Annotated in this window: 13 protein-coding genes and 1 pseudogene; 7 read left to right on the forward strand and 7 right to left on the reverse strand. The window is 60.5% G+C overall.

Annotated features, from left to right (window positions below; all coding sequences use genetic code 11):
- The first annotated feature begins 126 nt into the window (after nucleotides 1-126).
- Entirely contained in the window at nucleotides 127-423 is a 297-nt protein-coding gene (locus L53_RS16485; protein ID WP_051607877.1) for a dodecin family protein, read from the forward strand.
- Nucleotides 424-436: 13 nt separating this feature from the next.
- Here L53_RS16485 and L53_RS11465 read toward each other — a convergent pair whose 3' ends face one another.
- The gene (locus L53_RS11465; protein WP_034815489.1) at nucleotides 437-1144 is read right to left on the reverse strand and encodes an RlmE family RNA methyltransferase; all 708 of its coding nucleotides are present in this window, start codon (nucleotides 1142-1144) and stop codon (nucleotides 437-439) included.
- Nucleotides 1134-2297, reverse strand: a complete 1164-nt coding sequence (locus tag L53_RS11470; protein ID WP_339798088.1) for a Ppx/GppA phosphatase family protein — start codon at nucleotides 2295-2297, stop codon at nucleotides 1134-1136. Before L53_RS11470 ends, L53_RS11465 begins: the two co-directional genes overlap by 11 nt.
- Before the next feature lie 144 nt (nucleotides 2298-2441).
- Between L53_RS11470 and hspQ the strand changes: the two genes are divergently transcribed.
- Complete coding sequence (gene hspQ / locus L53_RS11475; RefSeq protein ID WP_349677876.1) at nucleotides 2442-2771, forward strand: heat shock protein HspQ; 330 nt, start codon at nucleotides 2442-2444, stop codon at nucleotides 2769-2771.
- 4 nt (nucleotides 2772-2775) lie between these two features.
- Here hspQ and L53_RS11480 read toward each other — a convergent pair whose 3' ends face one another.
- Together L53_RS11480 and rfaE2 are read right to left on the reverse strand one after the other, a co-directional pair.
- Nucleotides 2776-2955 carry a hypothetical protein gene (locus L53_RS11480; protein ID WP_034815493.1) on the reverse strand — a complete coding sequence of 60 codons (180 nt, stop codon included), beginning with the start codon at nucleotides 2953-2955 and terminating at the stop codon, nucleotides 2776-2778.
- Nucleotides 2952-4418, reverse strand: a complete 1467-nt coding sequence (gene rfaE2, locus L53_RS11485; RefSeq protein WP_034815495.1) for a D-glycero-beta-D-manno-heptose 1-phosphate adenylyltransferase — start codon at nucleotides 4416-4418, stop codon at nucleotides 2952-2954. The genes L53_RS11480 and rfaE2 overlap by 4 nt, the downstream gene beginning before the upstream one ends.
- A 160-nt stretch (nucleotides 4419-4578) precedes the next feature.
- Here rfaE2 and L53_RS17775 point away from each other — a divergent pair.
- From L53_RS17775 to L53_RS11510, 5 genes and pseudogenes are all read left to right on the forward strand, one after another.
- Nucleotides 4579-6019 (forward strand): annotated as a pseudogene (locus tag L53_RS17775) (deoxyribodipyrimidine photo-lyase).
- Nucleotides 6016-7332 carry an NAD(P)/FAD-dependent oxidoreductase gene (locus L53_RS11495; protein WP_034815497.1) on the forward strand — a complete coding sequence of 439 codons (1317 nt, stop codon included), beginning with the start codon at nucleotides 6016-6018 and terminating at the stop codon, nucleotides 7330-7332. The pseudogene L53_RS17775 and the gene L53_RS11495 overlap by 4 nt, the downstream one beginning before the upstream one ends.
- The gene (locus L53_RS11500; RefSeq protein ID WP_051607878.1) at nucleotides 7329-8150 is read left to right on the forward strand and encodes a DUF1365 domain-containing protein; all 822 of its coding nucleotides are present in this window, start codon (nucleotides 7329-7331) and stop codon (nucleotides 8148-8150) included. Before L53_RS11495 ends, L53_RS11500 begins: the two co-directional genes overlap by 4 nt.
- Nucleotides 8147-9370, forward strand: a complete 1224-nt coding sequence (locus L53_RS11505) for a cyclopropane-fatty-acyl-phospholipid synthase family protein (RefSeq protein ID WP_034815499.1) — start codon at nucleotides 8147-8149, stop codon at nucleotides 9368-9370. The genes L53_RS11500 and L53_RS11505 overlap by 4 nt, the downstream gene beginning before the upstream one ends.
- A 190-nt stretch (nucleotides 9371-9560) precedes the next feature.
- Nucleotides 9561-10217, forward strand: a complete 657-nt coding sequence (locus L53_RS11510) for a hypothetical protein (RefSeq protein ID WP_034815500.1) — start codon at nucleotides 9561-9563, stop codon at nucleotides 10215-10217.
- A gap of 205 nt (nucleotides 10218-10422) precedes the next feature.
- On the opposite strand, the gene L53_RS11515 is transcribed toward L53_RS11510, so the two are convergent.
- The 3 genes from L53_RS11515 to tpiA form a co-directional block, all read right to left on the reverse strand.
- Nucleotides 10423-12060 (reverse strand): CTP synthase, encoded by a 1638-nt coding sequence (locus L53_RS11515; protein WP_034815501.1) that lies wholly within the window; start codon nucleotides 12058-12060, stop codon nucleotides 10423-10425.
- Nucleotides 12061-12123: 63 nt separating this feature from the next.
- Nucleotides 12124-12597, reverse strand: coding sequence for a preprotein translocase subunit SecG (gene secG / locus L53_RS16490; RefSeq protein WP_051607879.1), 474 nt, complete (start codon nucleotides 12595-12597; stop codon nucleotides 12124-12126).
- An 83-nt stretch (nucleotides 12598-12680) separates the two neighbouring features.
- Nucleotides 12681-13412 carry a triose-phosphate isomerase gene (tpiA, locus tag L53_RS11525; protein ID WP_034815502.1) on the reverse strand — a complete coding sequence of 244 codons (732 nt, stop codon included), beginning with the start codon at nucleotides 13410-13412 and terminating at the stop codon, nucleotides 12681-12683.
- Nucleotides 13413-13439: the final 27 nt, after the last annotated feature.

A 13439-nucleotide genomic window follows, 5' to 3' on the forward strand; every position in this document is an offset into this window, starting at 1 on the left:
ACTCGCTGCCGGATAGTGGAGCGGACACAAATCTAAAGCAATATAAGGTTTTTTTGGAACAAATACTCTGGTCTTGCATAGTACTTGCAAGAGAACCCACAATACGCAGAAGCAACCTATTAACTTATGGCAAGCGCCCACCCTCCTCTTCGCCGCATCGTCGGCCTGTCACCGATTTCGGTGGACGACGCGATTGATCGGGCCCTGGTTCAAGCGCGCGATCTCTTTGGGGAACCAGACTGGTTCGAAGTCTCGACCGCCCGTGGCTTCATCAGCAAGGGACAAGTCACCCATTACGAAGTGTCGGTCGAATTGGGCTATGAATCCAAGCCCAAGAAATCCGAAAATGACGCCTATTTGAATTCCGTTCTCTCCAGACGCCCCAACCGCCGCGTACGGAATACAATTGATTGGCGGCTCTGATAGCGCCCTTGAATTAACCCTTGAATCCCTTTGCCACCACGAAAATTTCGGGACTTCCGGCCCGGCTTGATGGCGGTTTGATGTGGCGCACCGTCTTGAAATGCGCCTTCAACGTGTCCAGCACATCCTTCGTCGCGCCACCCTGAAACACTTTCGAACAGAATGTGCCGCCCGGCGCGAGATGTTCAATGGCGAACGCGACCGCCATCTCGACCAAAGCGACGGTCCGCAAATGATCGGTCTGCTTGTGCCCCGTCGTGTTCGCCGCCATGTCGGACAGGACAAGGTCAACCGGTCCACTCAGCCCTTCCAGCAAGGCCGCAACATCTTCCGGCTCATTCACATCGCCTTCAATGATATGCGCGCCTTCAATCGGCTCGACCGGCAAGAGGTCGATACCCGCCACTTCCAGCGCGCCCTTCTTCAGCGCGACCTGCATCCAGCCGCCGGGCGCACAGCCCAGGTCAACAACGCGCTGACCCTTGCGCAGCAGGTCCAGCTTTTCATTTATCTCAAGCAGTTTGTAGGCCGCGCGGGCCCGATAGCCCTCTTCCTTGGCCTTGCGCACATAGGGATCCTGTAGCTGGCGTTCGATCCAGCGTTTGGAACTTTCATTTTTCGCACGATGCGCCGTGACCTTGCGCTCGGTCATCTGGCGACCGGACGTGTTCTTGCTTTCCTTGCCGGGACCTTTCCAGCGGCGCTTTCCATCATCCGTCATTGCCGGCCTCCGCTGCCGAATGGGTTTGAGGCGTGTTGCCGCCTTCGCGCCGTTTGCGCCCGCCTCTGCGACGACGACGCGCGGGCTTCTGGCCATACATCATGCTGAGCAGCAGGCCCTCCCTCAGGCCACGGTCGCCAACCCGCAAACGCCCCGCCGGATAGGCCCGCCAAAGCGCGTCCAGAATAGCACAGCCCGCCAGCATCAGTCCTGCGCGCTCTTCACCAATCGTCGGCAAGGCCGCCCGCCCGTCCGGTCCGGCTTCGCGCAGCATGTTCAGCACTTTTTCGCCCGAGGTCCGGCTCATCCACGTCCCGTCCACCTTGTCACGGCGATAGCGGTCGAGTTTCAGATGTACGCCCGCCAGGCAGGTCACTGTCCCGGACGTACCGATCAGGTGCGCCCCTCTCAGCCCCATCGCCGATCGGATCGCCTGTGTGCCTTGCCAGGCTTCAATAACTTCTCCGGCATGATCCAGCATTGCCTGATAGGCTTCTGCGTCCGGCAGATGAGCAAAGGCTTCGGTCAGGGTCACGACGCCCAGCGGCAGGCTGGTCCAGTTCTGGATAGGGGCACGCTGGATCAGGCCGTTCAGGCCATTGGCCCGCGCCAGTTCGGCATTCAGCCACGACAATTCCGTCGACCCGCCGCCAATATCCACCACCAGTACCGACGGCGCATCATCGCCAATCAGGTCATGACACCCGATACTGGCAAGGCGCGCCTCTTCCTTCGCGCCAATGATCTTGAAGGTCAGGCCGGTCTCGTCGTGCACCCTCTGGATGAAATCCGGACCATTCTCTGCCTTTCGGCAAGCCTCGGTCGCGATGCAGCGAACCTTGCCGACTCCATGCGTCTTGAGCTTCCCGCGGATCGCATTCAGCGCATCCATGGCGCGCTCTATCGAAGCTTCCGACAGCCGTCCGGTTTCGTGCAATCCTTCGCCCAAACGGGCAATTTGGGAGTGCGAATCAACCACACGGAAAGTTTTTCCGTGTGGAGTGGCCACCAGAAGACGGCAGTTATTGGTTCCAAGGTCCACGGCCGCATAGAGGTCCGAGGCCCTGGCTGGGCGCGGTCGGCCGCGTTTTCCGCGCCGTACCGCTGATTTTTTTTCAGCCATAGTGTGGCCCAAGTTTTTCAGTTGATGCATGGTGTATCACAGGAGTGGGAAATGACCAGACGCGCATCGCTCTTGGGAAGGCTGTTAGGCAGCGTGGGAATCGGTCGCCGTAAGGTTGCCGATGACGCACTGCTGCTCGACAAACCCCTCGACCGTGACCAGCGCTACAATGACATCACCCCCCTGCTCGCAAAGTTCCAGATCGGCCAGGTTGTGCGCCACCGCCACTTCCCCTTTCGCGGCATCATTTTCGATGTCGACCCCGTCTTCGCCAACACCGATGAATGGTATGAATCCATTCCGGAAGAAGTGCGCCCGTCAAAAGACCAGCCCTTCTATCACTTGTTCGCCGAGAATGAGCGCACGCATTACGTCGCCTATGTCTCGGAACAGAACCTCGTGATTGACGATTCCGACACACCGCTCAGCCATCCGGACATTCAGGAATGGTTCAACGAAACCGGACGCGGGCGCTATGAGCTCAAAAAGGGCGTCGCCAACTGACGCGCTAGTTCGGCAGCCCTTCAGGAGCTTCACCCGTCAGGCAGGCGATCACCTCGTCCCAATGCGCCAATGCTTCGACATCGCCCTGCGCCGCCACTTCAGCAGCACGCAGCGTGGCAATCACTTCCGCGTCTTCGCCATATTGTTTGAACAATTGGGCAGCTGTGTGCGCAGCCGGGCTCATTCTGTCTTGGACTGTGCCCGTGCAATCGCCGCAGTGGTCGACTGTCCATCTACCAGGGGCACGATATGAACCGTCCCGCCCCGTGCCTGCACCGTGTCAGCGCCGACGATCGTATCGATGGAGTAATCCCCGCCCTTGACCAGCAAGTCCGGCTGCAGCGCCTCGATCAGCGCGCCCGGCGTGTCTTCCTCGAAAACAACGACCGCATCCACGGCCATCAGGCCCGACAGGACCCGCGCGCGGGAGTCAGCGTCATTGACCGGCCGCGTCGGTCCTTTCAGGCGCGATACGGACGCATCCGAGTTCAGGCCAACCACCAGACGGCCACAGCGCGACTTGGCCTCTTCCAGAACCCGTAAATGCCCCGGATGAAGGATGTCGAAACAGCCATTGGTGAAGCCGACGGTCAGCCCGGAATCGCGCCAGGAAGCGACCTGCGCCCTCGCTGCGTCGAGCGTCAGATAGCTGACGCCGCCATTGCGCAGGCCCATTTGTAGCGCAGTGATCATTTCCTCCGCAGAAACCGTGGCCGTGCCCGCCTTGCCGACCGCAATGCCGGACGCCGCAATGGCCAGACTCACCGCATCGGCTACCGTGCCGCCTCCGGCGAGCCCTAGCGCCAGCGCTGCAATGCTCGTATCGCCCGCGCCAGACACGTCATATACTTCGCGCGCCTGCCCGCTCAGATGCACGGCTCGCTCGCCCTCGATGGCATAGGACATGCCCTTTGCGGCCCGCGTCACGACAATGGATTTGGCCATCAGCAAAGTCTGCGCAGCCGTCAGGGCCTCATCGACATCCTGATCCGTTTCAACCCTCAGCCCCATGGCTGCGGCCAACTCGCTGGCATTCGGCTTGAGCAAGTCCACCGCGCCATAGCGTGTAAAATCGCGGCCTTTCGGATCGGCGATCACCGGAATGCCGTATTGGTCGCCCGCCGCCAGCGCGGCCGCAATAACGCCATCCGTCACCGCGCCTTTGGCATAATCGGACAGGATGATCACGCTGGCTTCATTCGCCTCGTCAGCAATGGAGGCAATCAGCTCCGCTTCCGGGCTCGGCCCGATGGGGCTGGTATCTTCCGCGTCCACGCGCAGCAATTGCTGTCCCCCGGCGACAAAGCGCGTCTTCAGCGTGGTTGACCGGTCGCGCATCGCGATCAAATCGGCATCAACGCCCTCAATGTCTCCCAGCAGCGCGGCCAGTTCCCGGCCTTCGCCATCATCGCCGACAACCCCGATAAGCGAGACCGACAAGCCGAGCGAAGCAAGGTTTCGTGCCACATTGCCCGCACCGCCCGGCATCGCCGCTTCGCGGGTGCGCCGCATGATCGGCACAGGCGCTTCGGGGGATATGCGGGTGACGCCGCCATAGATAAACCGGTCCAGCATGACATCGCCAACACAGACGACACGCTTGCCCGCAGCGGCGTGGATGAGACCCGGAAGATGTGTGCCTGACATTTCGGTTACACTCCGCTGGGGTGTATGATTCTTTTGAACATCGAAAGGGTATACCGCCCCAATTGCAGGCGCGGAAGACCAAGGCTCAGCCCCGCATGATCCATTCCGCGAACTCGCGCGTAGAGGCTTTGTAAACTGTTCAACCCTGCCCGGAGGTCTTGTGTCACAATCTGCGCCTGCCATCATCTGGTTCCGCGAAGACCTGCGCCTTACCGACAATCCGGCCCTGCATGCCGCCGTCTCGTCCGGCAGGCCCCTCGTCTTGCTCTACATACTGGACGAGCAGACCAAAGGCCTGCGGCCCCTCGGCGGCGCCTCGAAATGGTGGCTGGACAAATCCCTGCGCGCGCTTGCCGCTGATATCAAACAGGCGGGCGCCCAGCTGACCCTTCGCTCCGGACAATCCGCCGATATGCTGGATACCGTTATCGAAGAGACCGGCGCGGCAGCCATTTTCTGGAATCGCCGCTATGACCAGCCCGAACGCGATCTGGATGCCGCGATCAAGGAAGACCTCACCCAGCGAGGCCTTGATGTCTCAAGCTACAATGCTCGGCTGCTGAACGAGCCGTGGCAGGGGTGGTTACTACAAGGTGTTCACCCCTTATTGGCGCGCCGCCCGCAACAACTTCCACGCCCGCGACACGTATGGTCGCCACAAAAAGCTGAGTGGCCCCAAACCCGAAAGCGAATCCCTCGACGATTGGGGCCTCCACCCTTCGAGCCCCGACTGGTCCACAGGTTTTGACGACTGGACCCCCGGCGAGGACGGCGCGATTGCCCGCCTGACCGACTTCCTTGATGGGCCAATCAATGGCTACAAGGAAGATCGCAACCGGCCGGACCTGGACATGTCCACGTCGAGTCTCTCCCCGCATCTCCGTTTCGGCGAGATCGGCCCGCTCCAGATATGGCGCGCAGTTCATGCCGGCATGGAAGCTGGTACGATCCCTGAAAAGGATGGCCACACCTTCCTGTCGGAAATTGGCTGGCGGGAATTTTCACATACACTCCTGTTCTACAATCCGGCGCTCGCCTCCGAAAACTACAACGACTCGTTTGAGTTCATGCCATGGCGAAAAGACAAGAAAGCCTTTGACGCCTGGACCAAAGGCCAGACCGGCTACCCTATGGTTGACGCCGGCATGCGCCAGCTCTGGCAGACAGGTTGGATGCACAACCGGGTGCGGATGATCGTTGCATCGTTCCTGACCAAGCACCTTCTCCTGCCCTGGCAGGATGGCGAAGCATGGTTCTGGGACACGCTGGTTGATGCTGACCCGGCCAACAATGCCGCCAGCTGGCAATGGACTGCAGGCTCCGGCGCCGATGCGGCGCCCTATTTCCGGGTATTCAACCCGATCAGCCAGGGCAGCAAGTTCGACGAGACCGGCGCCTATGTGCGGCGCTTCTGCCCGGAACTGAAGGACCTGCCAGACAAGTACCTGCACGCCCCTTGGGAAGCCAGCGAAGAGATCCTGAGCGAGGCTGGCATCAAGCTCGGCAAGACCTATCCGAAACCCATAGTCGACCATTCCGGCGCTCGCCAGCGCGCACTCGACGCATATGATACACTGAAAGAAAAGCGAGACGCCGCATGAAACGCATCGCCATTATTGGATCTGGAATATCCGGCCTCGGTGCTGCATGGGCGCTGCGCAATTCCGCACACGTAACACTTTACGAACAATCTGGCCGGGCCGGGGGGCACGCATGCACGCATGCGTTCGACTATGACGGTCACGAAACGAAAGTCGATCTCGGCTTCATCGTTTACAACGCATTGAACTATCCGAACCTTATCGGCTTCTTCGACGCACTTGGTGTTGAAACACAAGCGTCCGACATGAGCTTTGCGGTCTCTGATCCGAAAGGCTGGGAGTGGGCGTCTACACTGAAAGGCATCTTTGCTCAGCGTCGCAATCTCCTGAGCCCGAAATTCCATCGCTTCTGGCGCACCATCCTCCGCTTCAACGACATTGCGCGCGCCGAACTCGCCGATGGCACGATTACGGATACAACTCTGGGCGCTTGGCTCGACCGCCATGAGTTCGATGCAGATTTCCGTACGAACTATATCTTGCCCATGGGGGCCGCCATCTGGTCCACCTGCGAAGACAAGATGCTCGACTACCCCGCCATGAGCTTCTTCCAGTTCTTCGACAATCACCGCCTCATGCACAAAGAGCGCCCGAAATGGCGTACCGTCACCGGTGGCAGTGAAAACTATGTCCGCACAGTTGCGGACGCGCTCGGCGACCGGGTTCGCCTCAACTCGGGCGTCGAGCGCATTTTTCCCTTTGGTGACCATATCGCGGTCGTGACGACCGATGGCCGTCGCGAAATATTCGATGATGTCATTCTCGCCACCCATTCCGACCAGGCCCTGCGCCTGACCGAGGAACATTTCGACGATCAGGCCTTCCTGCTCCGCTCGGTTCGCTATCGGCCAAACCGCATCTATCTCCACCGCGACCCGGCGCTGATGCCATCGCGCAAGGCCGCCTGGGCCAGCTGGAACGTGCTGAAACAGGAAAGCGGCGACATCTGCCTCACCTATTGGATGAACCGGCTGCAGGGCCTGCCCGATGAGCGTCCGCTCTTCATCACACTCAACCCCGACACGCCCCCTCGCGACGAGCTGACCTTTCTCGAATATGATTTCGACCATCCGCAGTTCGATGCCGCCGCCGAAGCAGCCGTGCGCAGCCTGAAGCGTATTCAGGGTCAGAACGGTCTCTGGATCGCCGGCGCATGGATGGGCCGCGGCTTTCATGAGGACGGCCTGAAATCCGGCCTCTCAGCCGCCCTTTCCCTTGGCGGATCCGTGCCGTGGACGGCCGAAGGTGTGGACATTGTACAGCCAGCACGCAAACTTCGCCCCGTGGAAGTCGCTGCCGAGGTGTCTGTTTGACCAATGCGCATCCCCAGCCCGCACTGAGCCTCTGGAAAGGCCAGACTGTCCATGTGCGCTACCAGCCATTCGAGCGACGCTTTGCGTATGACCTCGTCCTGATTGATCTCGACATCGACCGGTTGGACGAGGCCGCGGCCAGCTCAGCCCTGTTTAGCGTCAACGCGCCCGGCCTGTTCGCCTTCCGCACCGAAGACCACGGCCCCAAGCAGAAAGACGCGCCGCTACGTCCCTGGGCCGAATCCGAACTTGCCAAGGCAGGCATTACACTGGACGGCGGCGCCATCCGCCTCGTCACCTTCCCGCGCCACCTGTTCTACAAATTTGCGCCCCTCTCGCTCTGGTACGGCTATGGCCCGGACGGCGACCTGCGCGGGATCATCTATGAAGTGAACAACACATTCGGCGAGACTCATTGCTACGTCGCCGCCGTCAATTCGGGCCGCAACGCGCACAGTGCGCCAAAGTCTTTTCACGTATCCCCCTTCTTCGACGTCACCGGAACCTACCGCTTCACCCTGCGTTCGCCGGAACACAAATTGGGAGTGGTCGTGGAAAGCCTGAGACATGAAAAGCGCCTTCATATGGCAAACATCACCGCCCGGCGGATGCCTGCCACCAGCGCAAACCTGCTGAAACTCGCAGTCACCAATCCGCTCTCCACGCTCGGCGTGACCCTCGGAATCCACTGGCAGGCCCTCAAAGTGTGGATACGCGGTGCCGCCTATCGCCCAAAGCCCGCCCCTCCGGAAACCGGCACAACAATTGCGTTATCCCAACAAATACGTAATGCTGATACGCGGAAGGATGCCGCATGACCGAGGTCATCAAAGCCAGCACCCAGACCATTCGGAACCTGAAAGGCGTTCCGACAAGCTTTCGTCTGGCCGCCTTCGCGCTGCTCAATACCCAGAATGGCAGCGTGTCCTTTGTCTTGCCCGGCGACCGCGTGCTCGAATACAGGCATGACGATACCGGTCCTCATGCCACCATCATTGTCCACGAGTATAATTTCGTGAAACGCGCCATGGCTGGCGGCGATGTCGGCTTTGCCGAGGCTTATATGGATGGCGAATGGTCAACGCCTGACCTGACCGAAGTGCTGCGCTTCTTCTCTGCCAATTTCGACAATATCGGCAAACTTGCCGTGGGCGGCGCAGTGGTGCGCTGGGTTAACATGGTCCGCCACATCTTCAACCGCAATTCCCGCGAAGGTGCGAAGAAGAACATCATGGCCCATTATGATCTGGGCAATGATTTCTACAGTCTCTGGCTCGACCCTTCGATGACCTATTCCTCAGCCATCTTCGACAGCCCGAACATGAGCCTCGAACAGGGCCAGCACAACAAGTACCGGAACATCTGTGACCGGATCAATGCCGGGCCCTCTTCGAAAATCCTCGAGATCGGCTGCGGCTGGGGCGGCTTCGCCGAATATGCTGCCAAGCAGCGCGGTGCCAAAGTGACCTGCCTGACCATCTCGCCATCCCAGCGTGATTTCGCCATGCAGCGCATGCAGAAACAAGGCCTGAATGAACGCGTCGAAATCCGTCTCGAAGACTATCGCGACCATCAGGGCCAATATGACGGGGTCGCCTCCATCGAGATGTTCGAAGCCGTCGGGGAATCCTACTGGCCGAGCTATTTCGCAAAAATCTTCGAAAGCCTGAAACAGGGCGGCCGCGCCGCGCTCCAGATCATCACCATCGATGACGAGCTGTTCCCGCGCTACCGCAAGCGCGTCGACTTCATCCAGCGCCACATATTTCCGGGCGGCATGCTGCCCAGCGAGACTGCTCTGAAGGAACAGTTCCACACGGCGGGCCTGCGCCATGACGGCGTCACCTATTTCGGTCAGGACTATGCCCGCACCTGCCGCGAATGGGCGCGCGATTTCAATGCCAACTGGGACACGATCGCCAAGCTGGACTTTGATGAGCCCTTCCGCCGGATGTGGAATTTCTACCTGTCCTATTGCGACGCCGGCTTCACTGACGGCCGCATCAATGTCGGCCAGTTCCAGGTCTCGAAGACCTAGAACAAGTTCCGTCTCTCCGGCGCATGTCGGAGTCTCCCTCGGCTGGCTCCGCGCCGCGCCCGCTTGAGACCCCGGCCTCCGCCGGGGATACGGACTATATTATCCCGCACTTAGCCGAAATACCCTCAACAAAAACAAATCCCTCTCAAATCCCAATCCGCCAGTCGTCGGCCACCCGCATCCTCAGCCCATGTCCGACATGCGCTATTCACCTCCACAGGAAATCCGCTCCGCCGTCTGGCTGATGCTGAATGTCATCAGCCTCGGCGTGATCCAATTACGCGAGCGGCTTGGCCTGACGCTTTCCAACCTGTCGCGCTTCCTTGCCCAGGCCGAACCGGCGCTGCGCCGCTGTCTCTATCTCTGCGCTGCCGAACTGGGTGCGTTGCCTGCGCCAGTTCATGTGTCAACGGGTTCATCGCCGCCACGCTCGCGCCCGGCAAAGCCGCACATCGCCCGCGCATCCCAGCCAGCTTTCCGTCTGTTCGAAACCCGCGCTCAACACCCGGATGCAAAGCCGCCCAGGCCGACATTCAAGACAGGCCCACGCATCCGCTTCCTTGATGCGGACGACGTCCCAGACATCCATGAATACGATAAACTCCCGAGCGACATCCTGCCCGCCAAACGCCTCGTCCGCCGGCTGATGGCCCTCGACTATGCGATGGATCATCGCGATCTCTATATCGAAAAGATCCGCCGCAGCCTTGGCGAAGCCAGACAACTGATCGCCAAAACCGGCAAGCGCCTCTTCCGGCACGGGCCCCTGACGCGCCTGCAATGCGAGACAGCCCAACTGATCGAGGCTGAAACGCACGCCGTGCAACCCCACTTCAATTCGTCCTGAGGCGGATTGTTTTTGGAGACACGCACCCGGACGGAATCTTCCGCGCCGGATAAAAGTGCTGGTCGCCCCCTCCGCGTCACACCCGATGAGCGCAGCTCATCTGGGTGCCCATCTCGGAACCGGGCCGCTAGTGCATGCGGCAAAACCAGAGATGGGCCCTCAGACCGCTTCGCGGTCGAGGGTGACGGATCTTGACGGAAGGATCCTAAACCAGCCGGCTCTGCTTGACCGCCGCGCCGATGAAGCTTGCAAACAGCGGGTGCGGCTCGAACGGACGGGACTTCAGCTCTGGGTGATACTGCACGCCGATGAACCAGGGGTGCTCCGGAAGCTCGAAAATCTCCGGCAGCTTGCCGTCTGGCGACAGGCCGGAGAATAGCCCGCCGGCCTTTTCCAGCGCCTTGATGTAACCGGCATTCACCTCATAGCGGTGACGGTGGCGTTCGGAGATATCGAGCGTGCCATAGATTTCGGCGACCTTGCTGCCCGGCGTCAGGCGGGCCGGATACGCGCCGAGGCGCATCGTGCCGCCCTTGTCGGTATTGGCGTCGCGCTGGACCTTTTCGTTGCCCTTGGTCCACTCTTCCATCAGGCCGACCAGCGGCGCAGACGTGTCCGGGTCATTCTCGGTCGTGTTCGCGTCCTCGATGCCGGCCATGTTGCGGGCCGCCTCGATCACCGACATCTGCATGCCATAGCAAATACCGAAGCACGGCACATTGCGCTCGCGGGCAAACCTTGCCGCGCGCATCTTCCCATGTGCGCCGCGCTCGCCGAAGCCGCCCGGCAGGATAATGCCGTGCACGCCTTCCAAAATGTCCAGCGGCCGATGCTCATCATCGAATTCTTCGGAATTGATCAGGCGGATGTCGACCTTCACCTTGTTGGCAAGGCCGCCATGCGTCAGCGCCTCGGCAACGGATTTGTAGGCGTCCGGCACATCGGTGTATTTTCCGACGAGGCCGATACAGACATTGCCGTCCGGATGATGCGTCGTGTGCGCAATCTCGCTCCAGCCGGACAGGTCCGGCTCCGGGGCATCTTCGATGCGGAAATGCGACAGGACTTCCTTGTCGAGCCCCTCGGCATGATAAGCGCCCGGCACATCATAGATGTGGCCCACATCGCGCGCTTCGATCACGCTGGAGAGGCGCACATTACAGAAGCTGGCAATCTTGCCCTTTTCGGTCTCCGGAATCGGCCGGTCACACCGGCAGAGCAGCACGTCAGGCTGAATACCGATCGAGCGCAGCTCCTTCACCGAGTGCTGGGTCGGCTTGGTCTTCATCTCGCCCGCCGCCGGAATATAGGGCAGCAGTGTCAGATGGATGAAGCATGCGCGCTCTGGCCCGAGCTCCTGGCCGAGCTGACGGATCGCCTCGAAAAATGGCAGGCCCTCAATATCGCCGACCGTGCCGCCGATTTCGCAGAGCACGAATTCCACATCCTCGCCCGGATCGGACAGGACGAAATCCTTGATCTCGTTTGTGACGTGCGGAATCACCTGAATTGTCGCGCCGAGATAATCCCCGCGCCGTTCCTTCTCGATGATGCGGCTATAGATCCGCCCCGTCGTGATATTGTCGGACTGGCGTGCCGAGACGCCGGTGAAGCGCTCATAATGGCCAAGGTCCAGATCGGTCTCTGCGCCGTCATCGGTGACATAGACCTCGCCATGTTGGCGGGGGCTCATCGTGCCGGGATCGACATTGAGATACGGATCGAGCTTGCGCAGACGGACCTTGTAGCCACGCGCCTGAAGCAACGCACCGAGTGCGGCGGAAGCGATACCCTTGCCAAGGGAGGACACCACGCCGCCTGTAATGAAAATATAGCGGATCATGGGATCACCCTGATGCCGTGATTCGGACAAATGGGACGCAGGGAAAACACCTGCGCGGCGCAATTACTGGGGATTACCTGTTTCCGGCTCGGTTTCCGGCACAGGATCAGCCTCGATATCGGCGGGTGGCATGTCTGCCGTAGGATCGATCAGGACACCCGGCTCAGCCGCTTCCGGCGCTGGCGTGGACAGGCCGTCCTGGCCCTCCAGCAGCGGCGCGGTTGGATCCAGCAGGTCAACCGGGCCGGTTGCGCCATCTTCGTCAGCGCCAAGTGCGCGCTCGACATTGGTGCGTGTATCCGTGTTGCGGTTGGCCAGTGTGGTCAGCGCCAGGCTGGTCACGAAGAAAATACCGGCAAACATGATGGTGGAACGCACCAGTGCGCCTGCAGCGCCACGTCCGGACATGAGCGATCCCGCGCCGCCCCCGCCGCCACCACCAATACCGAGGCCGCCGCCTTCGGATTTCTGGATCAGGACCAGTCCTGTCACGATAAGACAGGCGAGGATGTGGACTACAAGGATGACGTTCTGCATGGCTGGTGCGTTTCCAGTAAAATTCAAGCGGCCCGCATATCCCCATTGGGGACAGACGCCAAGCCTTCGGGTTCAGTCTTTGATTACTTTGCTTGACCGTAAATGGCGAGGAAATCCGCCGCCTTCAAGCTTGCCCCCCCAATTAGACCGCCATTCACATCCTTGACCGCAAGGATTTCAGCCGCATTTCCTGGCTTCATGCTGCCGCCATAAAGCAGCGGAATGAGGTCTGCGGCGTCAGCGCCGAATCGTTCTGCAAGGCGCGTGCGGATCGCGGTATGAACTTCATCAATCTGATCTGGCGTGGCGACTTCGCCCGTACCGATGGCCCAGATTGGCTCATATGCAATCACAATCTGTTCAGCCGCGGCCCCGTCCGGAATCGAGCCGGCGATCTGGCTGGCCACGAACTCCAGCGTCTCACCCGCCTTGCGCTGGTCGAGGCTTTCGCCAATGCAAATGATCGGCGTCATACCCGCGCGCAGGGCGGCTGTTTCATTGCTCTCGGCATGGTCTGTCCGGCGCTCTGAATGGCCGACAATCACATGGGTAGCGCCCGCGTCCGCCAGCATTTCTGCAGACACATCACCAGTATGCGCGCCGCTTTCAGCCGCATGGCAGGTCTCGCCACCGACCCGCAGCGCTGAGCCATGTGCAGCCTCTGCCGCAAGGGTCAAAAGGGTCGCCGGTACGCACAACAGCGCCTCGACCCCGGCCTTGCCCTGCCCCACGCCTGCAGCCGCATCTCGGATTTCCCCAAGGCTGGACTTGAGGCCGTTCATCTTCCAATTCCCGGCGATAAGTGTTCTGGTCATAAGCTATCCCTATCTTGAAAGACCTAA

It is taken from the genome of Hyphomonas sp. L-53-1-40, assembly GCF_000682775.1.
GTDB lineage: Bacteria > Pseudomonadota > Alphaproteobacteria > Caulobacterales > Hyphomonadaceae > Hyphomonas.